We start from the raw sequence: 25,466 nt of genomic DNA on the forward strand, positions 1-25,466 counted from the left end.
GCGGTGCCGGCTTTCATCCTGGAGCTACCGGTAACGAATTCAGGTCCCACCACTGCCTCAATAGGAAATTTGGCTACTTGCGCTAAGGGACTGCCGGCATTACAGGTAATTCCTCCGGTAATAATGCCCATTTCATTACATTTTTTCAGTGCACCCACCACGTATGGCGTAGTCCCGGAAGCAGCAATACCCACGACCACATCCCTTGGACTCACTTCATGAGACTGGAGGTCGTTCCAGCCTTGTTCCTTGGAATCTTCGGCGAATTCTACGGCCTTCCTGATCGCACTGTCACCTCCGGCAATAAGACCGATCACCAAATTGTGAGGGACGCCAAAGGTGGGTGGGCATTCACTTGCGTCTACAATTCCCAGTCTACCGCTAGTTCCTGCTCCAAGATAGAATAGTCTCCCTCCGGCATTGATCTTGTCGGAAATAGCCCTCGCCAATTGCTCGATCTGGGGCAGAACGGCATGTACCGATTCCGCCACCGTCTGATCCTCACGATTGATATTGGCCAATAACTCGGAAATTGGCATTTTTTCCAGGTCTTGATAAAGCGAATCTTCTTCTGTGGTTTTTTTGAAGGCCATGGTCAAAATTACGACACTTTATGGATAATTTCCGATTAACTGTATCTTTAAGCGAACTATGTATTCTACCGACCAACTTCGCAATCACTTTACCGCAGTACTCAACGACAATTGGCAGGACGGATTTACGATTCCCTGCCAGGGATTGTATCCTTTTCAGTGGTTTTGGGATTCCGGGTTTATAGCACTGGGATGGGCACATCTCGATATGGATAGAGCTAAGCAGGAGATACTGGCTCTGCTTAAAGGGCAGTGGTCCAATGGGTTTATTCCTCATATTGTTTTTCATAACCCATCGGATAGTTATTATCCCGGACCTGAGGTATATCGGGCAGATCTCAGCGAGCACGCGCCAGAGATTCCTACCTCAGGGATCACTCAGCCCCCGGTTACCGGATTTGTTCTGCAGGATATGTTCCGGATCTCTGGCAACTCCCAGGAGTTGTTATTCTTTATAGACTCCATATACGACCAGGTCTTTGCCAATCACCAATATTTCTATGAGAACAGGGACCCGAATATGGAAGGATTGGTTTATATCTGTCATAACTGGGAAGCCGGGACGGATAATACTCCCGTTTGGGACTTGATCTGGGATACATTTAGCGTACCGGAGTATCAACTGAACAGAAAGGATACTAAGCTGATCGATGCCTCTCACAGGCCTTCAGATGCCGAATACCGCTATTACATTCATCTGGTGGAATTGTTTAAATCCTGGAATTACCAGGATGATCTCATTGCCGAACAATGCCCATTTCTGATCCAGGATCCCTTGTTCAACAGCATGTTGATCGCGTCCAATCGTTCCCTGATCTGGTTGGGAGAGCTCTTGGGGAGGGACCAACAGGTCGAACAGTTAAGGGCCTGGACCGAGTTGGCAGTACAAGGGATGAATGACAAGTTATACGATCCGGACTTGAAGGGGTATGTCTATTACGATCTGAGAGGAGAACGGAAGCTACCGTATTTGTCCTCTTCCAGCTTTGCTCCTTTAATGGCCCAAATACCTTCTGCAAGTCAGGCGGACGAAATGATCGGTCATCTGTGCGGGGGGCGATTTGGTGGAAAGGATCAGGAAAATTTTCTGTGTGCCTCTTTTGACCCGCTAAGCGAATGGTTCGAATCTTCGCGGTATTGGAGAGGTCCGGTTTGGATCAATCTGAACTGGATCATTTACAAAGGACTGCGGAATTACCAGTTAAATACCGAAGCCGAACAAATCAAGAAGGATACGCTTGATCTCTTGACCAAGTACGGTTGCTTTGAATATTTTGAACCCTCTCGTGAGATGAATGAAGGACTCAAAGCTGGATACGGAGGGAATAATTTTTCCTGGAGTGCAGCTCTGGGGCTCGACCTATTAAACCAATAAGACCTATATGAACTGGATCGATTACGCCATCGTCGGAATTTACATTGTATTCTTCCTCGGGATGGGATACTTTTTTAAGGACAATAAAGACTCCAAAGATTATTTCCTAGGAGGTCGTAGCCTGGGCTGGTTTCCTCTTAGTCTTTCTACCATGGCTACTCAGCTTTCGGCTATCAGTTTTATTTCGGCGCCGGCATTTGTAGGGCTCAAAATGGGTGGAGGTATGAAGTGGCTCAGTTTCGAATTTGCTGTTCCTCTGGCTATGATCTGTATCATGTTGTTTATTATCCCACCACTCTTCCGATCTGGGGTAGTGAGTATTTATGAATTTGTAGAGAAACGGTTCTCTGCGAGTACACGCTTGGTACTCAGCGTGGTCTTCCAGATCTCCCGCGCTCTGGGTACCGGAGTTATGGTGTATACCATTGCGATAATATTACAGGCAGTTCTGGATGTGGATTATATCTATACCATACTGATCATATCTGTGATCACTATTATCTATTCCTGGCAAGGTGGCATGAAGGCTGTGGTTTGGGGAGATGCCATACAGATGATCCTACTATTTGGCGGCCTTTTGGTCTGCTTGGTCTATGGCTGGCAATTGGTACAGGATGCCGGAGGTTTGGCTAACGGATTTGACCCGGAGCGACTGCAGGTCATCGATATGAATCTGGGAATAGGACCGGACCAGGAATATGGATTCTGGCCCATGCTCATCGGTGGTTTCTTCTTATATGTTTCTTATTACGGCTGTGATCAGACCCAGGCACAACGTATGCTTTCGGCCAAGAATGAAAAGACGATCAGACAATTGCTGCTGGCCAACGGACTTCTCCGATTCCCTGTAGTGCTGATCTACTGTACCATGGGTCTTATAATTGGGGCTTTGGTCAGCTTGTCACCCGAGTTTTTGGCGGACATAGCCTCGACCACTCAAAAACACTTTCCACAGGAATATGCATCGACCGGCTTTAAGGCCGATCTGATGATCCCGGTGTTTATTATCCGCTACCTGCCTCATGGCTTTATTGGCCTGTTGATGGTGGCCATTATGTCTGCGGCCATGTCCTCACTCAGCTCTACGGTAAACTCCTTATCTGCGGTCAGTGTAGAGGACTTTTTTAACCGGGGGAAGAAAAAATTAGAAGGTGCAGCCTATATGCGATTGTCCAAATATGCCGTGGTCTTTTGGGGAGTGGTCTGTATTGCTTTCTCATTTCTTTTCGGGGGCAATAAAAATACCGTGATCGAGATCATCAACGCTATAGGCTCAGTGTTCTATGGTCCGGTGCTTGTAACCTTTATCCTGGCCATCTTCTCCAAGCGGGTCAATCACATTGGTATGAATGCTGGGATCATCACAGCTGTTTTGATCAACCTGATGTTTTCCGGAACGATTCAAGGCATTTTCGGCTTCGATCTAGGAATAGAGATATTCTGGATCTGGCTCAATTTTACTGGGGTGCTTATATCCCTTGTGATTGCGTATGTGGTTTCCTGGCTGACTCCGGCTGTCCCTATAAAAAACGGAGGAACCAGGCCCTTCGAGGTTAAGCGCTCTGATATCTTTTCCAAGGAAGTATATATACTCGCGGCCTTTTTTGTGTTGATCCTGATCGTTAGTTATTTCATTCCTCAGATCTTTGGTTAGATGCATATAGCTGTAGTGCCGGATAAGTACAAGGGCTGCTTGACCGCCGAAGAGGTTGGGGAAGCAATAATATCTGGAGTGAGGGACTACGATCCGATGGCTAGCTGTCACCCATTCTACATATCGGATGGAGGAGATGGATTTTTGGATGCCATACAGCGGTACAGACCGGAGTTGAGGCGTATCTCTGTTCCAACTGTGAACGCTATGGGTCAATCCATCACAGGAACCTATCTAGTGAACCAGGTGGAGAGGACGGCCTATTTTGAGCTGGCGTCGGCATCTGGTCTGGCGTCCTTGAATCCAAATCGTCTTGATGTTGTAAATGCATCCACTTACGGCACAGGTTTAGAGATCGCCCATGCCCTGAAGCAAGGTGTGGAGAATATTATAATCGGTCTGGGGGGAAGTGCCACTAACGATCTGGGACAAGGTATTGCCCGGGCGTTGGGGTATCGGCTCTTTAACGAGGAAGGAGAAGAACTAAAACCAGGTCTTTTATCGCTAAAGCAAGTTCACCACATTAAAAGTCCACAAACTTCACTTGAAAAGCTCAATTGGACAGTTATCAACGACGTAGATAATCCCCTGCTTGGACCCGAGGGCGCTACCCGTGTATACGGACCACAGAAGGGGGTGACCCCAGAGTTGATCGACCCGATTGAAAAAGGTATTGCCCATCTTGCGACCCTTTTCGAAGAGCTTTCCGAAAAAGAAGTTCGGGATATTCCGGGCTCGGGAGCAGCGGGTGGTACTGCCTTCGGATTGATGAGTCTGTTTAAGGCAGATTCCGTTCAGGGAAGCCCGTTTTTGTTGGAATTGACGGGATTTTCCAATCTATTGAGCAGTGGTGAGATCGACGCGGTGATCACAGGAGAAGGGAAGATGGACACTCAAACTGCCTATGGCAAATTAATAGCTGGAGTAGCAAAGGTTTCTGGCGAATACGAAGTTCCCGTGGGAGCAATCTGCGGAATGATACAGGAAGACCTGGATTGGGAACAACTTGGCCTGAATGCCGCATTGTCCATCTCAGAATTAAATCCGGACCCTAGATACAGTTATCATCACGCGGCTGATTTGATCCGGCAGCAAACAAAGTTGCTTATTGAGCAATTACTCGATAACTAGCGTTTCTTTAAATTCTTGGACGATAGCAAAGTAACCAAGTGCAAAGTTGTTCGTGTTTGCGGTATTGTCAAATATCCCGTCATTATCTATATCAGTAGCATTGATCAGGTTTCCCCTTACGGTTAAAGACGGTGTTTCAAAGAATCCAAAATTCTGGGCGCTCTGTTCAATTACCTTATTCATATAGTCATGGAAACGTTCGTCCACACCCATGATGGAGATCTCAACCTCAGCGCCGGGTTCGATTTCCGCGTCGTAGAAATAGGAGAATGAAAACTGTTGTCCCTGGTAAAACTGATCCCGACTGGCCAGGAATTCGGTGAGGTCAAAATCAAAGAGATACCAGTCGTCCCTGTCCCCGTTATCGGTAAAGGTAACTACAACCTCAAAATCGTCCTCATCAAAAAGACCTCCAGGCCCTTGCTCCACCTCGTCAAAGGGAACTGTTGGCTGAAACTCCGCATAAGCTACATAGAAACTATCTTCAAAGTCGATCTGCAGAATGATCTCTCCATTTATCAAATTCTCGGTTAGAAAAGGCTCCGGATTCTGATAGATACCGCTTCCTTCTTCCAGTTCGACAAGCACATCTCCCTCACCATTTTCCAGATTGGTGAATGATATCTGCTGTAAACCCGCCGGAGGGACGGGTTCGAAGAAGGAATTGGTCTGGCTGACCTTGACCACAAAATTGGTGAATTGCTGGCTGGTGTCTACTCGTATCAGGGCATCCACCACCAGGCGGGGATCCTCTGAAGGTGTATCGACCTCTACCACATCCTGGCAGGACGAAAATCCTATCAGCAATCCGATAACACCTATTCCAAGTTTTATAAAAGTTCGGTTATTCATTGGCTTCTATGGTTAGAGTAGTGGTGTATTCTTGCACGATCGCAAAATATCCCAGAGCAAAATTGCCGGTGGTATTGGTATTGTCAAAATTTTCGATGTTATCGATCTCTGTGGCATTGATCAGGTTTCCCCTTACCGTTAGTGAAGGCGTCTCAAAGAATCCAAAGTTCTGGGAACTCTGTTCGATCACCTTACTCATGTAGTCATGAAAGCGATCGTCCACTCCCATGATCGAAATTTCCACCTCCGTACCCGGTTCAATTTCCTGGTTATAAAAATACGAAAAGGAGAACTGCTGTCCCTGGTAGAATTGGTCCCTACTGGTGAGGAATTCGGCCAGGTCAAAATCAAAGAGATACCAGTCGTCCCGATCCCCATCATCAGTGTAGGTCACCATGACCTCTATATCATCCTCATCAAAGAGCCCGCCAGGACCCTGTACCACCGAGTCGAATGGCGCGGTGGGCTGAAACTCCGCGTAAGCGACATAGAATTCGTCCTCAAAATCGATCTGCAGGAATATCTCTTCTCCGATCAACCCCTGGGTTGAGACTAATTTCGAATAAATCCCGGATCCAGGAACTTCCTCTATTAAAATCTCACCAAAACCACCATCCAATCCAGTAAGGGTGATTTGCTGCAAGCCTGCGGGAGGGACCGTTTCAAAGAAGGAGCGTGTCTCACTGACCTTTACCTCTACAAAGGTAAAAGCCTCAGTGGTGTCCACCCGTATTAATGCGTCTACGATCAGGCGTGGGTCCTCTGTAGGTGTATCTACTTCGATCACATCCTGGCAGGAAATCAATCCTACTGTCAGTAGCCCGTATATTAACCATCTTTTCATCCTAAAATTTGAAGTTATAGGTTACCGATGGGACGATGCCGAAGATTGAGGTTCGGACGGCTTCGTTAACTCCGGTATCCTGATTCTGCCGGAAGTTGATGGAAGCTGCATTCATTCTGTTGTACAGGTTGTATATGCTGAACACCCATTGAGACTGGAATTTACGGTCTTTATTCTTCGATGGTGTGTAGACTGCCGAAACATCCATGCGGTGATAGTTGGGCAGGCGCTCCTGGTTCCTCAGACCATAATATGGCACAACTATTCCTTGAATAACAAATTGCCCTATCGGGTAGTTAGTTGGCTGACCGGTTTGAAAAATGAAATTGGTGTTGAAACTCCATTTGTCGTTAAGGATGTAATTCCCGTAAATAGCGATATCATGGGTCTTGTCAAAGGGTGTATTGTACCATTCCCCATTGTTGATCCCTATTTCATCCGGTGTCCTTCCCGGGGTACGTTGTTCGGATTTCGAAAGGGTATAGGCAACCCATCCCTGCAACTTCCCTCTGTTCTTCCTAAAAAGGATCTCAAAACCATAGGCTCTGGCCTCTCCATTGAGGATAACTTGTTCTATATCGTTGTTGGCAATCAGGTTGGCTCCGTCGATATAATCTATCCTGTTCTGGATGTCCTTATAGTAGATCTCGGTTTCCAGGGTGTATTCTCCGCCATTGATATTTCTGAAATACCCCAGCGCATACTGATCCAACAATTGGGGTTCCACGTATGGTCCACTCGGTGTCCAGACATCCAAAGGGGTAGGGGAACTGGTATTGGACAGTAGGTGTAGATATTGTGCCATACGGATATAACTGGCCTTGACAGAGCTTACATCGTTAAAGACGTAGGAGGCCGCTATCCGAGGTTCCAGGTTGGTAAAGGACGCCAGGCTTTCTCCTCTGCTGGACTCCCTTACACCTATGGGTTCTGCTCCTTCATATATCAGCAACAGTGGGTCAAAGACCACAGGTTGATCGTTCTCGTATAGCTTCAGTTCGTCCTGTCCCAAACGGGTAAAATGACTCAGACGCAGTCCGTACTGTAAGCTGAAATTACTGGATATGTTGTGGCTAACGTCAACGTATGCCGCAAATTCGTTGGCGTATTTCTTGGTCAGTTGCTCTTCTACGATCCCGGATTCTGGGCTGTTCGGAATGATCCTTCCAGGATTGAACTGGTAGTAAATATTATTGATTCCGTAATTGACCTGAAGCTTGTCGCTGAGGTAGTGTTTCAGGTCGTACTTCAAATTGAAATTCTGAATTCCAGAGTCCCATTCAAACCCGACAAAATCCAGTTCCAGACCATAGAAATAATCCGAATAGATAAGAGATAGATTGGAAAACAACTTCTCAGAGAATATGTGGTTCCAGCGGAAATTAACTAAAGCGTTACCATAGGTGTTCTCAAAGTTGTCGCTTATTTCAAAGACATCTCTTCCAAAATAACCGGAAAGGAATATACTATTTCGTTCGTTGAGCCTGAAATTTACCTTGGTGTTCAGATCATAGAAGTAAGCGCTATTATCCAGGTCAAAAAGGGGCAAGAACAAGTGGGCGTAGGAGGCTCTACCTCCTACCAAAAAGGCAGCCTTATCCTTTATAATTGGGCCTTCTGCCAGCAAGCGGCTGGCTACAGCACCAATACCACCGTTCATATGAAATTCTTTGCTATTACCTTCTTTCTGATAAATATCCAGGACAGATGACACCCGACCACCATAGCGCGCAGGGATTCCTCCTTTGAATAACTTGACATCCTTGATAGCGTCGGGATTGAATACCGAGAAGAACCCAAAGAGGTGGGAACTGTTAAAAATGGTGGCCTCGTCCAATAAGATGAGGTTCTGATCGGCAGCTCCTCCTCGGACATTGAAACCTGAGGAAGCTTCTCCAGCACTGGTAACCCCCGGGAGTAACAAAATGGATTTCACTACATCGGCCTCACCCAAGACCACAGGGATCTGTTTGATGGTCTCTGCCTTCAGTGTGGCAACACTCATCTGTGGAGACCGGATACTGAGTTGCTCCACATCGGCCTCGATCAATACTTCATCCAATTGTTCCAAATCTTCAGAGAGCGCGATGTCCTGGACGATATTCTCCTTAAGATTTATGGTTTGACGGATCTCCCCAAACCCCAAACTGGTATAAACCACTTCGTAGGTGCCTTCCGGTAGGGTGATGGAATAAAATCCGTATTCGTTGGAGGCCGTTCCTGTACTGAGTTCTGGGATCAAGACGTTGACCCCGATGAGTGTCTCCCCGGAAGCGGCTTCTGTGACGGTGCCGCTTAGTGTATAGCGACTCTGAGCAATTCCCGATACAACGAACAGGAAGATCAGCAGGTTAGTTAGTTTCAAGAGCAATTATTTCTTCGAAGATAATCACACAAAAAAAGATCCTCCGATTTGGAGGATCTTTTTAACAGTATTTTCAGTTAAAAGTTAGCGAGGATGCCATTCAAGGTCTGGCTCGGTCGCATGGCTGGATCGGCTTTCCCGTCATCAGGACGATAATAACCACCGATGTCTACAGCATAACCTTGGGCATCATTCAATTCATTGACGATGTTGCTTTCATTAGCATGAAGTTCTTCGTGTAACTTCTTAAATCGGTCACTGAGGGCTGAGTCTTCTTGCTGTTTGGCCATGGCCTCTGCCCAATACAGTGCCAGATAGAAATGGCTTCCACGGTTGTCCAATTCATTGACCTTCCTGGAAGGACTTTTTCTATTTTCTAGTAATTTTTCTGTCGCATCGTCCAGAGTAGAACCCAGCAGACCGGCTCCCTGGTTGTTGTAAGCCCTGGACAAATGCTCCAGGCTCACAGCCAAGGCTAGGAATTCTCCAAGGGAATCCCATCGCAAGTGACCTTCACCTACAAACTGCTGAACATGTTTAGGAGCAGATCCGCCAGCACCAGTCTCAAATAACCCTCCTCCATTCATCAGTGGAACGATGGAGAGCATTTTGGCACTGGTTCCCAATTCCAGGATAGGGAAGAGGTCGGTCAAATAATCCCTTAGGACATTTCCGGTAACCGATATGGTATCCTTGCCAGCTTTTACGCGCTCCAGGGTGAAGTTTGTCGCTTCTACCGGAGACATAATATGAATTTCTAAACCATCCGTATCATGGTCTTTCAAGTATGCAGTTACTTTTTGGATCAATTGGGCATCGTGGGCGCGATCCTTATCCAGCCAAAAAACGGCCGGGGTTTCAGATAGTCGGGCACGGCTAACTGCAAGCTTCACCCAATCCTTGATAGGTGCATCCTTCACCTGGCACATTCTCCAGATATCTCCTGCTTCCACCCTATGCTCCATCAGGGTATTACCACTCTGATCGACAACTTGTACAACTCCTTCAGTACCGATCTCGAATGTTTTGTCATGAGAGCCGTATTCCTCGGCTTTCTGCGCCATTAAACCGACATTGGGAACAGTACCCATGGTGGTCGGATCGAAGGCCCCGTTGGCCTTGCAGAAATCGATGGTTGCCTGATAGAGCCCGGCATAGCTGCTATCTGGGATCACGGCTTTGGTATCTTGGACATCACCGTTCTTGTCCCACATCTGCCCGGAATTTCTGATCATGGCAGGCATAGAAGCATCGATGATCACATCGCTAGGCACATGTAGGTTGGTGATTCCTTTGTCACTGTTGACCATGGCCAGATCAGGACCGTGATCATAACATTCTTGGATCTTTGATCGAATGGCACCTTGCTTCTCATTCGGCAGTTCGTCCAGTTTACTTTCAAGATCTCCAAAACCATTGTTGAGGTCCACACCAATTGCCTCAAAATCTGCCTGGAATTCATTCAGCATGGATTTGTAATAAGCCCGAACACCGTGACCGAAAATGATCGGGTCACTAACCTTCATCATGGTTGCTTTCATGTGCAAAGAGAACAAGATACCTCGCTCCCTGGCATCGGTAACCTGAGTGTCCAGGAACTCGACAAGTGCTTTCTTACTCATATAGGTGGAGTCCACGATCTCTCCTGCAAGAACGGGTACAGACTGTTTTAGGACGGTGCGGTTTCCAGCATGGTCCTGGTGCACAATCTGCAATTGTCCATCTGATGCAATCGTCACCGATTGTTCGTTGTTGCGAAAATCTCCGCTCTCCATGGTAGAGACATGGGTTCTGGAGTCACTGCTCCATTTACCCATGCTATGTGGATTCTTCTTGGCGTAGTTCTTCACGGCCTTCGGTGCACGTCGATCACTGTTACCCTCTCTTAGAACAGGGTTCACAGCACTTCCCTTGATCTTATCGTAGATGGCCTTGATCTTTTTCTCTTCTTCGTTCTGCGGTTCTTCGGGATAATCCGGAAGTGCAAAGCCTTTGTCCTGAAGTTCTGCAATGGCGGCGTTCAGTTGTGGAACAGAAGCACTGATATTGGGGAGTTTGATGATGTTTGCCTCTGGGGTCTTAGCCAGTTCACCTAATTCGGCTAGGGCGTCCCCAATTTGCTGATCCTCTTTAAGCCATTGCGGGAAGTTGGCCAGTATACGTCCCGACAGGGAAATGTCTCTGGTTTCTACATCCACTCCAGAGGTGGCGGTAAAAGCCTGTATGATCGGCAAAAATGATCGGGTGGCTAAAGCAGGCGCTTCGTCCGTGATCGTATAGATGATTTTCGGAGATTTCGACATGGTGGTCTGTAATTAAGGTTGAATGCAGCTGAGGAAAAAGGAGAGAAGCTCCAGGGGGTTTCCGTCAAAGCGGAGCAAATATAAGGATTTGAAGAGGCTTATAAAACCGGGGACCGGTAAAAAACGGTGTTTGTATAAACAAGAAAAGCCATGTCCTTACATTACTGCACCGACATGGCTTCTTGTGAAACAAATCGTTACCAACTAATCTTTACGATTTCAAGCAAGTTTATTAAACCCTTGCAGCTGTGATTCGTTTCAAATGAGTGGCTTCTTCTTCAGACTTGCCGACCGAAGCCGACCTGTGTCTGAGGCCTCCGCCTCTCGACTCGATCTGATCTCGAAGTCCCTATCGCGAAATAGTCTTCTTCTCAGGCAATCAGAACAAGTTTGTAAAAGAACATTCTTTTAAATCTCATCGGGTGTTTCACCGATTCGATATTGTAAATGTAGAACAACAACTGAAAAATGCAAGAAATTTGGAGGTTTAAATAGTAACATGTTTTTAACGTCACTTATTAACAATTGTAAATAAAAAAAGCGAACCGTATTTGGTCCGCTTTTTTAAACACTTGATAGATGTTTTTAGCTCCTTTTCTCTTTGATTCGAGCTTTCTTTCCGGTAAGTCCTCGGAAATAATAAATTCTTTTTCGTCGAACACTACCACGTTTGTTCACTTCGATCTTCTGAAGTGCTGGCATATTCAGTGGGAAAATTCTTTCCACACCAACTGTTCCTGACATTTTTCGGATGGTAAAGGTTTGGCTTGAACCTGTTCCTTTCACCTGGATCACAGTTCCTCTGAAGAACTGAGTCCTTGTTTTGTTCCCTTCCTTGATCTCGTAGTAAACTGTGATATTGTCACCGGCAGAGAATTCTGGAAACTCATTTCTGGTTACAAATTCGTCTTGGACAAATTTAATTAACTCTTCCATGTCTGATTAACTTATAGTTACGTTCAAAGCAACATCCACGATTTTCGCCAGAGGTTGAGTTGAATCTGCCTTTGTTGCTTTAGGCGGGTGCAAAAATACAGCATTTTAACTGTTTCGCAAGTGTTTTTCGTGTTTTATTTGCTCTGATTCGACCTTATTCGTCCAATAGATCCGGTCGTTTTTCTTCGGTATTCCTCAGGGCCTCTTGCTCTCGCCAAGCCTCTATCTTAGGGGTGTTTCCGCTGAGTAATATATCCGGCACCTTCCAACCTTTGTATTCTGCAGGACGGGTATATATGGGAGGTGCTAGCATATCGTCCTGGAAAGAGTCAGTCAATGCAGAGGTTTCATTTGACAATACCCCGGGAATCAATCTGATCACTGCGTCGCATAAGACAGCAGCACCTAATTCGCCACCGCTCAGCACGTAGTCACCTATGGAAATCTCCTTAGTGACAAAATGATCCCGAACGCGTTGATCTACTCCTTTATAATGACCACACAGAATGATCAGGTTGCCTTTAAGGGAAAGCTCATTGGCCATGGACTGATCCAAGCATTTACCATCAGGGGTCATATAGATCACTTCATCATAACTGCGTTGCTCTTTTAATTGAGAGATGCATTTGTCGATGGGTTCTATCATCAGTACCATTCCTGCTCCACCACCAAACTGGTAATCATCTACCTGTTTATAGTTGTTCGAGCTGTAATCCCTTAGGTTGTGAAAATGGACTTCAACAAGGCCTTTATCTACAGCACGCTTCATTATGGAGCCTGAGAACGGACTGGCCATTAACTCGGGCAGCACGGTTATGATATCAATTCTCATGAGTTTAGAACTAGCGTTCAAAAATACGGTATTACATCAGTTCTCGACCTTCCATGTATAATGAAAAACTTCGGTGTCTTTTTTCCAACCCAGTGCTTCATATAGATGTTGGGCCGGATTATCTGTCGCGGTTTCAAGGACCAGTCCCTTGGCTCCATCTTCCCGGGCAAACCGTTGTGCCGCAAGTAAGAGTGCTTTACCCACTCCCTTGGACCGATGATCGGGATGCACAAACAGATCGTTTAGTATCCAATTGTGCTGCATGCTGACCGAGGAAAAAGTAGGATACAATTGGGTAAATCCCATGGCTATTCCATTTTCGTCCTTACAGATCAAACAGCGAGATTGATGGTGATTCAGCCGCTCCTTTAAAAACTCCCGGGCGGCCTCTATGTCGGAGGACTGTTTATAGAATTTCCGGTACCCGTCAAAGAGTTGTGTGAGATCTTCCAGGTCTGATAATGTGGCCGATATGATTTGCATTTGAACGTTTGCACAAATTTAGTTTAAATCGCCCGAAATCAGACGGCCTAGAAGACGTCTGTTTTTATATCTTTAAAGGGATTAAACACCAACCTTAAATGAAACGAAGAACCTTTATCAAGCAATCTGCGGCTGCGTCAGTGGCCTTTTCTATCGTTCCTAGTTATGTGCTGGGAAAACATCACATTCCACCCAGCGATACGCTCTATTTGGCTGCCATAGGAGTAGGAGGCCGAGGAGGGGGCATAGTCCGTGAAATGGCAGCTACCGGCAAGGTGAAATTCGTGGCCTTGTGCGATGTAGACGATAAAATGGCTGCCGGAAGTTACAAGGCGCATCCCAATGCCAAACAGTATAGGGACTTCAGGAAGGTTTATGACAATCATCTGTCCGAGATCGATGCCTTTACCGTTGGTACTCCGGACCATACACACGCCGTGATATCGCTTCCTTTTATGCGTGCTAAGAAACACGCATATGTCGAAAAGCCACTTACACACAACATTCACGAGGCACGATTGATGGCCAAGGTTGCTGCCCAAGAAGGTATAATTACGCAAATGGGTAACCAGGGAGCTTCCAGTGATGGAATTCGTCAGGCCCAGGAATGGATCAATGCGGGAGTGATCGGGAAGGTACATCGGGTAGACTGCTGGACCAACCGCCCGGTATGGCCTCAGGGGTTTAAACATATAACCGAGAGTCAGCCTGTTCCGGACACCTTGGATTGGGATCTTTGGTTAGGACCTGCTGCAGCCAGAGGATATAATGCGAATTACTTACCATTTAAATGGAGGGGATTCTGGGACTTCGGGACTGGTGCCATGGGTGATATGGGATGCCATATCATGGAAACACCATTTAAAACACTAGGACTGGGCTTTCCTTATGAAGCTGAGGCCAGTTGCACAACGATCTGGTCTGGTGATTTTGTAGAAGCCGATTATTCCGAGGCTTGTCCACCATCTTCTATCGTGCGGCTCAAGTTCGATTCGCCTGTTCACGGTGATGTTTCCCTGAATTGGTACGACGGTGGTATTATGCCGGATCTACCTCCAGAGCTTCCGGATGGGGAAGAACCAGGAGGAAGTGGAGGTGGAAGTATCTTCCATGGATCGGAAGGGATAATGATCACGGATACCTACTCCGGTAATCCACGTTTGTTGCCGGCCGAGCGAATGAAGGATTTTAAGCCTCCTGCCGAAACTATTGCTCGTGTCAAGGCCTCTCATGCGGGTGAATGGGTAGAAGCCTGTCTGGACAGTTCCAAGTCTACATCTTCACCTTTCTCATATGGAGGGCCGCTTACTGAAGCTGTATTGATGGGCAACTTGGCTATCAAAGCCTTCCAGTATAAGACGCTGAAAGAAGGAAAAAAAGTGGGGGACTGGGCGCCCTATGAGTATCCTGGTAGAAGAACAATCAAATGGGATGGTGACAACATGAGAGTCACCAATTACGACTATGCCAATAACTGGGTTAAGCGAAGTTATCGACCAGGTTGGGAAGTCAAATAAAATTAAAAAGGCCCGTAATCGGGCCTTTTTCTTTGTCTAAAATTTCGCTTCACACTTCTCTAATAATACGTATATCGTCTTACCTTAGAGATGTATTTGGCCAGCCGTATTACCTGATGGCTATATCCATACTCGTTGTCATACCAAACATATAGTACTGCGTTCTTGCCGTCTTCCGTGACTATAGTAGCATTGCTATCATAAATGGACGGGGCAGGAGACCCTACGATATCAGAGGAAACAAGTTCATTGCTCAAGGAATACTTGATCTGCTCCACTAGATTACCCTCCAGGGCATATTTCTTTAATATGGCATTGACACCGTCCTTGGAAGTGACTTTTTCCAGCGATAGGTTTAGTATGGCCAATGATCCGTTGGGAACGGGAACGCGAATGGCGTTAGAGGTCAGTTTACCCTCAAAAGACGGTAGAGCCTTGGAAACAGCTTTCCCGGCCCCTGTCTCAGTGATCACCATATTTAGGGCAGCTGCACGACCTCGACGGTATTTCTTGTGCATATTATCCACCAGGTTCTGATCGTTGGTGTAGGCATGGATAGTCTCCAGGTGTCCGTGTGCAACACCAAGGCTATCTTCCACCGCTTTGAGTACAGGAGTAATTGCGTTGGTGGTACAAGATGCTGCCGAGAAAATATCCACTTTCTCCGGATCGTAATCTGTATGGTTTACCCCGTGTACAATGTTTGGAACTCCTTTACCAGGCGCCGTAAGCAATACTTTGGATGCTCCTTTGGATTGCAGGTGTCTGCTCAGGGCCTCTTTATCTCTGAACGCACCAGTGTTGTCTATGACCAAGGCATCCTCGATACCATAGGTAGTATAGTCGATATCTTCAGGGGCATTGGCCGAGATGATGTGAACGGTGGTTCCGTTGATGATCAAGGCACTATTCTCAACGTCCACCTGTACGGTTCCTGGGAAATCCCCATGAACAGAATCGAACTGCAGCAGGGAGGCTCTTTTTTCCAGTACGGTTTGATCTACCGCTCCGCGGGTAACTATCGCTCGAAGCCGCATTTGATTGCCTTGTCCGGTGCGGGTCATTAGTTCGCGGGCCAATAGGCGGCCAATTCGACCAAAACCATAAAGTACAACGTCCTTGGGGCTGATCCCATTCTGGTCTGGTGCATCTTTCAGTTTGTTGCTCACAAAGCTGATAGCGTCTTGATGTCCGTTGTCCTCCAGGTGATATTCGTAGGTCAGTTTCCCGATATCCAGTTTGGCAGCGGGAATGTTCAAGGTTTTGATTGCCTGGGCGATCTCAACAGAATCAAAAATTGAAATGGGTTTTTGAACAAATTCCCCGGCATATTCATGCAGGTTCAGGATCTCACTTACATTGCGATCGATCAATTGATTGCGAAACAATACCAGTTCAATGGAACGATCGTACCACAGATCGCTAACGATCTTGATGAATTCGACAGATGCCTTTCGGCGATCGGTCTGAAAGGAAAGTTCTTTTTCGTAAACGTCTTCGAAGCTCATGGAATTTAGGTTATGTCATCAGGCGGATATAGCCGCTTTTGAAATTTTGTGCAAAAGTAGTTATTTCAAACGTTTTCGTAAAGCTTCTTGCTTCAAATTTTAAACCCCGTAGTTCGGTCCAACTACGGGGTTTAAAAAGAAGAAAATTCGTAATATCAACTGGATTTATCTAAAGATCACTGACCCACTTTTTCCGTCCTGGTCAACGAAATTAACTTTGATCGGATCGTCGTAATCTCGGCGGCTCATAATGCGTTTAACATCGTTAATGTCCTCTACGGAATAGTCGTTAAGCGCGGTGATTATGATTCCCTCAAGATCGTAACGGGCCATTTTATTAGACAGCGTTCGGATCACCTTTACACCGTTCTCAACCCCTCTGTCGTCTAGTTCTTCCCGGGAGATGTTCTTGACCTCCAGATCCAGGTAGTCGATCTGATAGGTCTCTAATTTGATCAAGGTTACAGGAACGATTCTGGAATTACCGTTACGAAGTACGGTCACGTCTACCACATCGTTGGGACGTTTTCCTCCCAGGTAGCCACTTAGATCAGCAAACTTTCCGATTTTAACCCCATCTATATCTTTAATGATATCTCCTGGTTTCAGACCGCTGCGCTCTGCGCCACTGCCTTGTTCCACACCACTGATGTATACACCTTCGGTCTCTGACAGTCCATATTCCTCTGCAACTCTGGAATTGAGGCTTCCGCCTGTAATTCCAAGGATTCCTCGTTGGACATCCCCATATTCCATAATGTCTTCGATCACCTTCCTAGCCACATTGGAAGGCACGGCAAACGAATATCCTATAAATGAACCTGTTTCTGATTGAATGGCCGTATTGATACCAACCAGTTCGCCACGGGTGTTCACCAGAGCGCCCCCACTGTTACCTCTGTTAACTGCAGCATCAGTCTGGATAAAGGACTGCGGATTGCCATCAAACTGGTTCAGGTCTCTGGCCTTCGCACTTACAATTCCAGCCGTGACCGTTGAGGTCAGGTTAAACGGGTTCCCTACGGCCAATACCCATTCTCCAACCTTCAAATTGTTGGAGTCGTCGAAAGGGATGAACGGTAGCTTCTGCTCGGAATCGATCTTGATCAAGGCGATATCAGTATTGGGATCCGTCCCGATCAGCGTTGCTTCGAATGAACGATTGTCGTTCAAAGTAACCTCCAGTGTAGCCGCTTGATCAATTACGTGGTTATTGGTAATGATGTAGCCGTCCGGAGAGATGATCACCCCGCTACCGGTACCCACCATCGCCCGAGGTTCTCCACCTCCAAAGATCAAATCCCTCAAACTCCCGGACTGACGGCGAATACTGGTATTGGTTACGTGTACTACTGCATTGACCGTCTTCTCTGCAGCCTCTGTAAAGTCTATGCCTGCTTCAACAGCGGCCAGTGCTTTATTCGAAGTCAGCACTGTACCAATAGAGCTTGGTTGGGAAACAACCTGTATCGGCTGCTGTTCGAAGAATAGCTTATATCCGCCCAAGGTAACTGCTCCGGCTACCAGGGCTATGGTCAAAAGGCGAAGATTGTATTTCATTTCAGTTCTATTTTACCTAAAATTACACTTAATAAGACGAGCGTTCTGTTAACAAATTTCATAATTAACGGGCATTTAACAACTTAAATTGCACGCCACTAGAGTTGGGATTTTTTACCTTTGAACCGTGAGTTTTACCTTTTATAAATACCAGGGAACCGGAAACGACTTTATCATAGTGGACAATCGTCTTCAACACTTCCCTAAAGATGACCATCAGGGTATTGCGCGCATTTGCGATCGACGTTTTGGTGTAGGGGCAGACGGACTTATTTTATTGGAGGACCATCCCAACCTGGACTTTAGGATGGTATATTACAATTCCGACGGCCATCTGAGTTCCATGTGCGGTAATGGTGGACGCTGTCTGGTTAGCTTTGCCCGGCATATGGGCTTGATTCGTGACGAGGCCTCATTTGAAGCGATAGATGGTGTTCACATGGCGAGCGTAGAAGAACGAATCGTCCGCTTAAAAATGAACGACGTCAGCCAGCTTAGGGAAGAATATGGCGGTGTATTCCTGGATACAGGTTCTCCTCATTTGGTTTTATTGAAAGATGAGGTGGAGCAGGTAGATGTGCAATCCGAAGGGCGACAACTAAGAAACGAGTGCTATGGGACCGAAGGAGCTAACATAAACTTCGTTCAACCCCAGAGTGCCAATGAATTTCGGGTTCGAACCTATGAAAGGGGAGTAGAAGGCGAAACACTATCCTGTGGTACAGGTGTTACGGCTGTAGCACTTGCCATGCATCATCAAGGCAAGACGGAAGAGGCAGAAACAGTATCAATTGTTACTCCGGGAGGAGATCTCGCTGTCCAATTCCAATTCGATAATGGCATCTATCGCGATATTTGGCTAATCGGTCCTGCCCAGTTCGTGTTCAAAGGAGATTGGCATGCATAATATGACTGGGAATAAAATATTGCTTAGAGCCCTGGAGCCCGATGATCTGCAATTGTTGTACCAGGTGGAGAATGACCAGTCCATTTGGGAAGTCAGCGGGACCATCAATCCATATTCTAAGTTTGTACTCAAACAGTATTTGGACAATGCACATCGCGACATATATGAGGTTAAGCAGTTACGTCTGGTTATTGAGCGTGTTGACGATAACTTTGCGGTTGGATTGATCGATCTGTATGATTTTGATCCCAGGCACAAGCGAGCAGGCTTGGGTATCGTGATATTTGAAAAAGAGGAGAGGCGAAAAGGTTATGCTGGAGAAGCCATACAGCTTCTGTCACAATATTGCTTTGATCACCTGGATATGCATCAGGTTTATGCCTGTATAGGAGCAGATAATGCGGGTAGCCAGGTATTATTCGAAAAGAATGGATTTGTCAGGACCGGAACCCGCCAGGACTGGTTACTGCGATCTGATGGCTATCAGGACGAATTATTTTATCAATTGATCAGGAATGTACATTAAAAAGATATTATGGGCTATAGCCATACTTGGGTTGATTGGGATGGGAGGCTTTGCCTATTACGTCTACAACCATGTGTTCAGTCCAAATACGGCTTTTCAAAATGAGGAAGCACATGTGTACATCCCCACAGGTGCCAGTTTTGAGCAGGTAATTCAGGAGCTGGAGCCCCTATTGAAGGATATAAACTCTTTTGCCTTGGTTGCCAAGCGCAAGAAGTACGATCAAAATGTGAAAGCGGGACATTTTCTGATCAGCAAGGGAATGAACAACAATGAACTCGTCAATGCCATAAGGATCGGGAATGTGCCTATAACGGTGAAATTCAATAATCAGGAGCGATTACAGAATTTGGCTGGTACCCTATCCCAGCAAATGGAAACCGATAGTATAGCTCTATTCCAGGCCATGACGGACAGTGTTTTCCTCAAGCAGGCCGGCTTTAACCCGGAGAATGCCCTGGCCATGTACATTCCCAATACCTACGAGGTGTATTGGAACGAAACAGCCGAGGCGTTTTGTAGTAGGATGAGTGATGCCTTTAAGGCTTTTTGGAATGAAGATAGAAGAGCGAAGGCATCAGACTTGGGACTTCAGCCCTGGGAAGTCAGTGTTTTGGCCTCGATTGTGCAAAAGGAAACCAGTCAGGTCGATGAACGTCCCCGGGTAGCTGGCTTATACCTGAACAGAATGCGGATCGGTATGTTGCTGCAAGCTGACCCGACCGTAATCTATGCTAAAAAGAAGGAAGAGAATGATTTTGATCAGGTGATCAAAAGAGTGCTTTACAAGGATTTGGAGATCGAATCCCCATACAACACCTACAAGAATGCAGGTGTTCCACCAGGTCCCATCACCATGCCCGATATTTCGAGTATTGATGCTGTCCTCAATGCCGAAAAACATACGTATCTTTATATGGTAGTCAATACCGAGAACTTGGGATACCATAAGTTTGCTAGCAGCATATCCGAACACAATCGCAACCGGGCAGCCTACATCCGATGGATTAACAAGCAAGGTATTAATCGCTAAGGCTATTCTGTAAGAGAATACTGAGCGAATTCCCCGAATCACCCCAAAATATACCCAATTATTGTCCGTTTAGGTTAAGCCTAATCACCTGATTTGTAAATGAAAACGTTTTCGTTCAGGGATTTAACACATTTTAACGAAGGGCATATCAATTTTGTAAAATAATTCGTACCTTTGCGCTCCCAATTTTAAGGTGGTAAAGCACCTGAAAAAATGGACCAAATGATGAGAAAAAATATCTTGTTAATCAGTGGAATAGGCCTGCTTCTTTGGTGGGTGGTCAGTGGTTTCGAGACACCAGAAAAGGTGGATCTTTCCCATTACCAGACCGGCGAGCAGGACATTTGTTATTACGTACCTAACCAGGAGGAGATCGCGCTGACGGATCAAGAGAATCTGACCTACGATCTGCTACTGGGTAAGACCTATCTCGGATTTAAAGAGGCCCTTGGCTTTAAAGAATCGCGAGGAGACTATTCTGTAATTAACCGTTTTGGTTATTTGGGTAAGTATCAGTTTGGGCCATCAACCCTTGCGCTGATCGGTATACACGATACCGCCCAGTTTCTTGTAGATAGCAAATTACAGGAAGAGGCCTTTGCTGCCAATCTTTCCAGAAATAAATGGATACTCAGACGTGATATCGCACGCTTCGAGGGTAGAGTGATTAATGGAGTCCGTGTTACGGAATCCGGAATACTAGCTGCAGCTCACCTGGCCGGGGCAGGTAACGTCAAGAAATACCTCAGAAGCGGCGGGGAACAAGCCTTTGCCGACGCCTTTGGAACGACCATCGGCTATTACCTAAAGAAATTTTCCGGTTACGACACTTCGTTCGTGGTACCGGACAGACACGCGAAGGCGACTATAATCTAAGCCTAGTGGCGGTGTAAGACAAAAAGGGTGGGTCTCTTGTTGAGATCCACCCTTGTTTTTTTCCATTCTTCTATGGTTTGTGTCAGGATATATTCAGTAGGCAGGCTGATGTCTGCAGCCACACAAAGATCTGTTTGAGGTGATAAACTGCGGAGCATGGCTTCCATCAACTGGTTATTCCGATAAGGTGTCTCGATGAAGGCTTGAGACTGTCCTGTCTCTACGGATAACCGCTCCAGCTGTTTCAATCGCTGTTTTCGTTCTTGTTTATCGATGGGTAAATAGCCATTAAAGGCAAAGGACTGACCATTCATGCCACTAGCCATGAGTGCCATTAGGATAGAAGACGGGCCTACCAAGGGGACTACACGAATTCCTTCTCTATGAGCTTCCCGCACCACTAAAGCACCAGGATCAGCTATGGCCGGACAGCCCGCATCACTGATAATTCCAACATCCAAACCCTGTCTGCATGGTTCTAACATAGCAGGGATATCTGCAGGATCGGTAAATTTATTGATCTGACTGAATTGCAAGTCTCCCTGAGACTTACGCGGAACGATCAGTTTGATGAACTTCCGCGCTGCCTTCTCGTGTTCAGCGATATAATGGTCGATCTCTTCCACTGCTTTCTTGACCAGCAGCGGTAAAACCTCCAGGGGAGGGGTTTCCCCCAGTGTATTGGGGATCAGATACAAATTTCCCTTGTCTTCTGCCATTTATCGTCGGACGATCTGTTGTGAGATCTGCTGTCCTGATCCCAAAAAGGCCCGAATGAAATAGACTCCCGCGGTAAGATCGGCTAACTGCAATTGTACCTGATCTGAGGAATTACCATTTAGTGTTCTGATCAAGCGACCGTTGACATCCATAAGCTCGATCTGCTCAATAGAGTCGTTGTCCGCACGAACAGTTAATAGGTTCATCGTTGGATTGGGATAGACGGCAATTGTTCCTTGATTTGGGTCATTAATCCCGAGTACTTGCGCCGTTAGCTTGTAGATGTCTCCTCCTATACTGATAATATATAGTTCTCCCTCACTGTCTTCTCCAAAGGAAACCCAAGTGCCACTAAAACCTGTATAGATCTCGTTATCCTCGTTAGGGTCTACAACTCCGATGAAATTGCGATAGGTGTCGGCGTAGAAATAGAAGCCTTGTAGGTCGGGATTATCAGTACCGCGATAAACATAACCACCGACAATTGAATTTGAAGTCCCACCTGAGTGTTCGTATTCTGTTATGGGGAAGGTCAGTTCAGATGGGTCAGGACACCCTCCGGTGTTAAATTCCTCACTTCCCTCATAACAACGCCATCCGTAATTGAGACCAGCCAAGGTCCAATCTACTTTGTTTACCTCTTCAACGGCATTTTGACCAACATCGGCTATCCACAGATCGCCTGCTGTTACATCAAAAGCAAATTTCCAAGGGTTTCGCAGACCATAGGCCCAGATCTCCTGGGCGTCCGTATCACTGCCAGCAAACGGATTGTCGTTAGGAATTCCGTAGTTATTGCCACCATCTGGATTATCGACATCCAGTCTAAGCAATTTTCCAAGGACCAAACTGGTGTTTTGAGCACGGTTCCCGGGATCTCCACCGCTTCCTCCGTCACCGGAGGCTATGTATAGATATCCATCAGGCCCAAACTGTATACATCCTCCGTTGTGATTTGCAAAAGGTTGATCGTATTCGATAATAATCAGCTCTGAGGCAGGGTCTGCCACGTTAGGATCTCCGTCACTGACCTTGAAACGAGAGACGCGGGTGTCACCGTCCAGTTTAGTATAATTGACAAAGAAGAACCCATTTTTATCATAATCAGGATGAAAGGCCACGCTCAATAAACCCTGCTCTCCGCCATTGGAAACATCTCCACTCAAATCGAGAAATGGAGTTCCATTGGTAGTTCCATTGCTGTTTAGGATCTTGATCTGTCCGGTCTTTTCGACTACAAACAATCGATCGTCTCCTACGTGCTTCATGTCGACCGGTTGACTGAACCCATCGGCAAATAAATCGATGTCAATTTCCACCTGTTGTGCAGAGAGCAAACAAGTACTGAACATCATTCCTAGAAGTAATAAGTATTTCATAGCTAAGTATTTAAGTATAGTAAGGTACGTATTTTCGTAATAATCAAAGATCAGATTTCGGTGGCTATAATATCACAGGCTTCATCCAACATGGCGTATACCTGATCAAAGCCTTGATTGCCACCATAATATGGATCTGGTACGTCTACATTCTCACCCGGGAACACCAAGTTCAGTATCAGCTGTACCTTTTGCCTCTGCTGCTCAGTCTTGGCCAGCTGCAATACATCCCGATAATTGGAATTGTCCATGACATAGATCCGGTCAAACAGATCCAGATCCTCCACTCTGAATTTTCTTGCTCGCTGATCCGTAATATCCAGTCCATTTTTTCTAGCAACGGCCACACTACGGGAATCAGGGAGCTCGCCGGCATGCCACCCACCAGTTCCGGCAGAGTCGACCAGAACCTGGCTGGAATCGATCTTAGACCTTAATATCCCTTCAGCCAAGGGTGAGCGACAGATATTGCCCAGGCAGACCATCAGTACTTTAATTTTCATGTCTAAAATTAAAAAATCCGGCCGAAGCCGGAATTAGTTATAGCGTTAATTTCTTGTTGAGGTCTTCCACATATTTGCGGAATTGCTTATCCGTACTGGAGAGGTTGTCTACCGTTTTGCAGGCATGAAGTACGGTGGCATGATCCCTTTGTCCAATCTGGGACCCAATGGAGGCCAGAGAGGCCTTGGTGAATTTCTTAGCAAAGAACATGGCCAGTTGGCGAGCCTGAACGATGTGACGCTTCCTTGTTTTGGACTGCAAGGTTTCTACATCCATCTGGAAGTATTCGCTCACAACCTTTTGGATGTAATCGATGGAAACCTCACGTTTGGTGTGCTTCACATAATTGTCTACAATCTTCTTGGCCAGATCGATGGTGATCTCTCGTTTATTAAAGGAAGAATGAGCAATCAGTGATATGATGGCGCCTTCCAACTCTCGTATATTCGTCTTGATGTTGTTGGCTAGGAACTCGACGATATCTTCTGGCATTTCTACACCATCCCGGTATAGCTTGTTCTTGATTATGGCCACACGGGTATCGTAGTCCGGATGGTTCAATTCTGCGGAAAGCCCCCACTTGAAGCGCGAAAGCAGTCGTTGCTCGATGTCGATCATATCCACAGGAGCCTTGTCCGAGGTCAGGATCACCTGCTTGCCATTTTGATGTAAATGGTTGAAAATATGGAAGAACACGTCCTGAGTACCGGCTTTACCGGATAGCAGTTGGATATCATCCACGATCAACACGTCTATGATCTGGTAGAAGTGTATGAAATCGTTCCGGTTGTTCTTCTTGACCGACTCAATATATTGTTGAGTAAACTTTTCAGCGGAGATATATAAGACGGTCTTGTCCGGGTATTTGTCTTTGATCTCAACTCCGATTGCGTGAGCGAGATGAGTTTTCCCTAGTCCAACACCTCCAAAGATCAGCAAGGGGTTAAATGAAGTTCCACCTGGCTTGTTCGCCACGGCTAATCCCGCAGAACGCGCAAGCCTGTTGGATTCACCTTCCAGGAAATTCTCAAAATTGTAACTGGGGTTCAGCTGCGACTCTATCTTCACATTACGGATACCAGGGATCACAAATGGATTCTTTAGTTCCGGGCTCTTGTGCTTTACAGGAACATCTACTTCCTGTGACTTTACCTGTGATCTGTTCGCACTGGGTATCTTTTCTGTGTAGGGTTGACGATTGCCATAGGTGTTCTCCATCTTAATGATGTAGACTAGCTTGGCTGTTGGTCCCAATTCCTTGGTCAGGGCAACTTTTAGCAAATTAACGTAGTGCTCCTCCAACCATTCGTAGAAGAATTTACTCGGAACCTGAATGCTAAGGGCATTATCGGTCAGCTTAACTGCTTTGATGGGTTCGAACCAGGTCTTATATGCCTGAGAAGTGATATTATCCTCTATAAAAGACAGACAATTATTCCAAACCGATTCCGCAGTTTTCGCCATTGAGTATTCGAGGAAGTTTAAGTTAGTTATTTGCGCGGTTAAGAATGCCAATTCGGAGGTCTCGCTAACAATATCTTAACAATGCAAATATGTGAACAAAAAAA

General features: G+C 46.2%; 22 protein-coding genes (1 of these 22 running past the window's edge). 8 read left to right on the forward strand and 14 right to left on the reverse strand.

Annotation, left to right across the window (positions count from 1 at the left end; all coding sequences use genetic code 11):
* Positions 1-593, reverse strand: the 5' portion of a protein-coding gene (gene murQ, locus BST85_RS03085; protein WP_104811918.1) for an N-acetylmuramic acid 6-phosphate etherase. It extends 226 nt beyond the left edge of the window; the window shows 593 of its 819 coding nt (coding positions 1-593); it begins with the start codon at positions 591-593; the stop codon falls past the left edge of the window.
* A gap of 58 nt (positions 594-651) precedes the next feature.
* Between murQ and BST85_RS03090 the strand changes: the two genes are divergently transcribed.
* From BST85_RS03090 to BST85_RS03100, 3 genes are read left to right on the forward strand one after another with little or no spacing between them, the layout of a single operon-like run.
* Positions 652-1,968 (forward strand): MGH1-like glycoside hydrolase domain-containing protein, encoded by a 1,317-nt coding sequence (locus BST85_RS03090; protein WP_104811919.1) that lies wholly within the window; start codon positions 652-654, stop codon positions 1,966-1,968.
* Between the two features lie 7 nt (positions 1,969-1,975).
* Entirely contained in the window at positions 1,976-3,622 is a 1,647-nt protein-coding gene (locus BST85_RS03095; protein WP_104811920.1) for a sodium:solute symporter family transporter, read from the forward strand.
* On the forward strand, positions 3,623-4,753 hold the full coding sequence (locus BST85_RS03100; protein WP_104811921.1) for a glycerate kinase: 1,131 nt from the start codon (positions 3,623-3,625) through the stop codon (positions 4,751-4,753).
* Here the strand turns inward: BST85_RS03100 and BST85_RS03105 are convergent.
* The 7 genes from BST85_RS03105 to BST85_RS03135 form a co-directional block, all read right to left on the reverse strand.
* A complete protein-coding gene (locus BST85_RS03105) occupies positions 4,739-5,605 on the reverse strand; it encodes a DUF4249 family protein (RefSeq protein ID WP_104811922.1) in 867 nt (288 codons plus the stop codon). The genes BST85_RS03100 and BST85_RS03105 overlap by 15 nt on opposite strands.
* Entirely contained in the window at positions 5,598-6,449 is an 852-nt protein-coding gene (locus BST85_RS03110) for a DUF4249 domain-containing protein (protein WP_104811923.1), read from the reverse strand. The genes BST85_RS03105 and BST85_RS03110 overlap by 8 nt, the downstream gene beginning before the upstream one ends.
* Position 6,450: 1 nt before the next feature.
* On the reverse strand, positions 6,451-8,814 hold the full coding sequence (locus BST85_RS03115; RefSeq protein WP_104813880.1) for a TonB-dependent receptor: 2,364 nt from the start codon (positions 8,812-8,814) through the stop codon (positions 6,451-6,453).
* A gap of 77 nt (positions 8,815-8,891) precedes the next feature.
* Positions 8,892-11,117 (reverse strand): NADP-dependent isocitrate dehydrogenase, encoded by a 2,226-nt coding sequence (locus tag BST85_RS03120; protein ID WP_104811924.1) that lies wholly within the window; start codon positions 11,115-11,117, stop codon positions 8,892-8,894.
* A 585-nt stretch (positions 11,118-11,702) separates the two neighbouring features.
* The gene (rplS, locus tag BST85_RS03125) at positions 11,703-12,053 is read right to left on the reverse strand and encodes a 50S ribosomal protein L19 (protein WP_104811925.1); all 351 of its coding nucleotides are present in this window, start codon (positions 12,051-12,053) and stop codon (positions 11,703-11,705) included.
* A 154-nt stretch (positions 12,054-12,207) separates the two neighbouring features.
* The gene (gene trmD, locus BST85_RS03130; RefSeq protein ID WP_104811926.1) at positions 12,208-12,885 is read right to left on the reverse strand and encodes a tRNA (guanosine(37)-N1)-methyltransferase TrmD; all 678 of its coding nucleotides are present in this window, start codon (positions 12,883-12,885) and stop codon (positions 12,208-12,210) included.
* 36 nt (positions 12,886-12,921) lie between these two features.
* Complete coding sequence (locus BST85_RS03135; RefSeq protein WP_104811927.1) at positions 12,922-13,368, reverse strand: GNAT family N-acetyltransferase; 447 nt, start codon at positions 13,366-13,368, stop codon at positions 12,922-12,924.
* Positions 13,369-13,466: 98 nt separating this feature from the next.
* Here BST85_RS03135 and BST85_RS03140 point away from each other — a divergent pair, with 98 nt between their 5' ends.
* Positions 13,467-14,885, forward strand: a complete 1,419-nt coding sequence (locus BST85_RS03140; protein WP_104811928.1) for a Gfo/Idh/MocA family protein — start codon at positions 13,467-13,469, stop codon at positions 14,883-14,885.
* A gap of 59 nt (positions 14,886-14,944) precedes the next feature.
* Here BST85_RS03140 and BST85_RS03145 read toward each other — a convergent pair whose 3' ends face one another.
* Together BST85_RS03145 and BST85_RS03150 are read right to left on the reverse strand one after the other, a co-directional pair.
* Positions 14,945-16,393, reverse strand: coding sequence for a glyceraldehyde-3-phosphate dehydrogenase (locus BST85_RS03145; RefSeq protein WP_104811929.1), 1,449 nt, complete (start codon positions 16,391-16,393; stop codon positions 14,945-14,947).
* A gap of 165 nt (positions 16,394-16,558) precedes the next feature.
* Entirely contained in the window at positions 16,559-17,953 is a 1,395-nt protein-coding gene (locus tag BST85_RS03150) for a trypsin-like peptidase domain-containing protein (protein ID WP_104811930.1), read from the reverse strand.
* Positions 17,954-18,080: 127 nt separating this feature from the next.
* Between BST85_RS03150 and dapF the strand changes: the two genes are divergently transcribed.
* The 4 genes from dapF (at position 18,081) to BST85_RS03170 (ending at position 21,295) form a co-directional block, all read left to right on the forward strand.
* A complete protein-coding gene (gene dapF, locus BST85_RS03155) occupies positions 18,081-18,860 on the forward strand; it encodes a diaminopimelate epimerase (protein WP_104811931.1) in 780 nt (259 codons plus the stop codon).
* Positions 18,853-19,386 (forward strand): GNAT family N-acetyltransferase, encoded by a 534-nt coding sequence (locus BST85_RS03160; RefSeq protein WP_104811932.1) that lies wholly within the window; start codon positions 18,853-18,855, stop codon positions 19,384-19,386. The genes dapF and BST85_RS03160 overlap by 8 nt, the downstream gene beginning before the upstream one ends.
* The gene (gene mltG, locus BST85_RS03165) at positions 19,376-20,419 is read left to right on the forward strand and encodes an endolytic transglycosylase MltG (RefSeq protein WP_104811933.1); all 1,044 of its coding nucleotides are present in this window, start codon (positions 19,376-19,378) and stop codon (positions 20,417-20,419) included. The genes BST85_RS03160 and mltG overlap by 11 nt, the downstream gene beginning before the upstream one ends.
* Before the next feature lie 225 nt (positions 20,420-20,644).
* Entirely contained in the window at positions 20,645-21,295 is a 651-nt protein-coding gene (locus BST85_RS03170; protein ID WP_104813881.1) for a peptidoglycan-binding protein LysM, read from the forward strand.
* Positions 21,296-21,297: 2 nt separating this feature from the next.
* On the opposite strand, the gene BST85_RS03175 is transcribed toward BST85_RS03170, so the two are convergent.
* The 4 genes from BST85_RS03175 to dnaA are packed head-to-tail and all read right to left on the reverse strand — an operon-like array spanning position 21,298 to position 25,362.
* Positions 21,298-22,014 (reverse strand): SAM-dependent methyltransferase, encoded by a 717-nt coding sequence (locus BST85_RS03175; protein WP_104811934.1) that lies wholly within the window; start codon positions 22,012-22,014, stop codon positions 21,298-21,300.
* Complete coding sequence (locus BST85_RS03180; RefSeq protein WP_104811935.1) at positions 22,015-23,394, reverse strand: PQQ-dependent sugar dehydrogenase; 1,380 nt, start codon at positions 23,392-23,394, stop codon at positions 22,015-22,017.
* 50 nt (positions 23,395-23,444) lie between these two features.
* Positions 23,445-23,897, reverse strand: a complete 453-nt coding sequence (locus BST85_RS03185; RefSeq protein ID WP_104811936.1) for a low molecular weight protein-tyrosine-phosphatase — start codon at positions 23,895-23,897, stop codon at positions 23,445-23,447.
* Between the two features lie 37 nt (positions 23,898-23,934).
* Positions 23,935-25,362, reverse strand: a complete 1,428-nt coding sequence (gene dnaA, locus BST85_RS03190) for a chromosomal replication initiator protein DnaA (RefSeq protein WP_104811937.1) — start codon at positions 25,360-25,362, stop codon at positions 23,935-23,937.
* Positions 25,363-25,466: the final 104 nt, after the last annotated feature.

Source organism: Aureitalea marina (assembly GCF_002943755.1).
In the GTDB taxonomy this organism is placed as follows: Bacteria; Bacteroidota; Bacteroidia; order Flavobacteriales; family Flavobacteriaceae; genus Aureitalea; species Aureitalea marina.

Coding starts and splice junctions, on each gene's coding strand:
- BST85_RS03090 (WP_104811919.1), top strand. CDS start 652: ATGTATTCTACCGACCAACTTCGCAATCACTTTACCGCAGTACTCAAC.
- BST85_RS03095 (WP_104811920.1), top strand. CDS start 1,976: ATGAACTGGATCGATTACGCCATCGTCGGAATTTACATTGTATTCTTC.
- BST85_RS03100 (WP_104811921.1), top strand. CDS start 3,623: ATGCATATAGCTGTAGTGCCGGATAAGTACAAGGGCTGCTTGACCGCC.
- BST85_RS03105 (WP_104811922.1), bottom strand. CDS start 5,605: ATGAATAACCGAACTTTTATAAAACTTGGAATAGGTGTTATCGGATTG.
- BST85_RS03110 (WP_104811923.1), bottom strand. CDS start 6,449: ATGAAAAGATGGTTAATATACGGGCTACTGACAGTAGGATTGATTTCC.
- BST85_RS03120 (WP_104811924.1), bottom strand. CDS start 11,117: ATGTCGAAATCTCCGAAAATCATCTATACGATCACGGACGAAGCGCCT.
- rplS (WP_104811925.1), bottom strand. CDS start 12,053: ATGGAAGAGTTAATTAAATTTGTCCAAGACGAATTTGTAACCAGAAAT.
- trmD (WP_104811926.1), bottom strand. CDS start 12,885: ATGAGAATTGATATCATAACCGTGCTGCCCGAGTTAATGGCCAGTCCG.
- BST85_RS03135 (WP_104811927.1), bottom strand. CDS start 13,368: ATGCAAATCATATCGGCCACATTATCAGACCTGGAAGATCTCACACAA.
- BST85_RS03140 (WP_104811928.1), top strand. CDS start 13,467: ATGAAACGAAGAACCTTTATCAAGCAATCTGCGGCTGCGTCAGTGGCC.
- BST85_RS03145 (WP_104811929.1), bottom strand. CDS start 16,393: ATGAGCTTCGAAGACGTTTACGAAAAAGAACTTTCCTTTCAGACCGAT.
- BST85_RS03150 (WP_104811930.1), bottom strand. CDS start 17,953: ATGAAATACAATCTTCGCCTTTTGACCATAGCCCTGGTAGCCGGAGCA.
- BST85_RS03160 (WP_104811932.1), top strand. CDS start 18,853: ATGCATAATATGACTGGGAATAAAATATTGCTTAGAGCCCTGGAGCCC.
- mltG (WP_104811933.1), top strand. CDS start 19,376: ATGTACATTAAAAAGATATTATGGGCTATAGCCATACTTGGGTTGATT.
- BST85_RS03170 (WP_104813881.1), top strand. CDS start 20,645: ATGAGAAAAAATATCTTGTTAATCAGTGGAATAGGCCTGCTTCTTTGG.
- BST85_RS03175 (WP_104811934.1), bottom strand. CDS start 22,014: ATGGCAGAAGACAAGGGAAATTTGTATCTGATCCCCAATACACTGGGG.
- BST85_RS03180 (WP_104811935.1), bottom strand. CDS start 23,394: ATGAAATACTTATTACTTCTAGGAATGATGTTCAGTACTTGTTTGCTC.
- BST85_RS03185 (WP_104811936.1), bottom strand. CDS start 23,897: ATGAAAATTAAAGTACTGATGGTCTGCCTGGGCAATATCTGTCGCTCA.
- dnaA (WP_104811937.1), bottom strand. CDS start 25,362: ATGGCGAAAACTGCGGAATCGGTTTGGAATAATTGTCTGTCTTTTATA.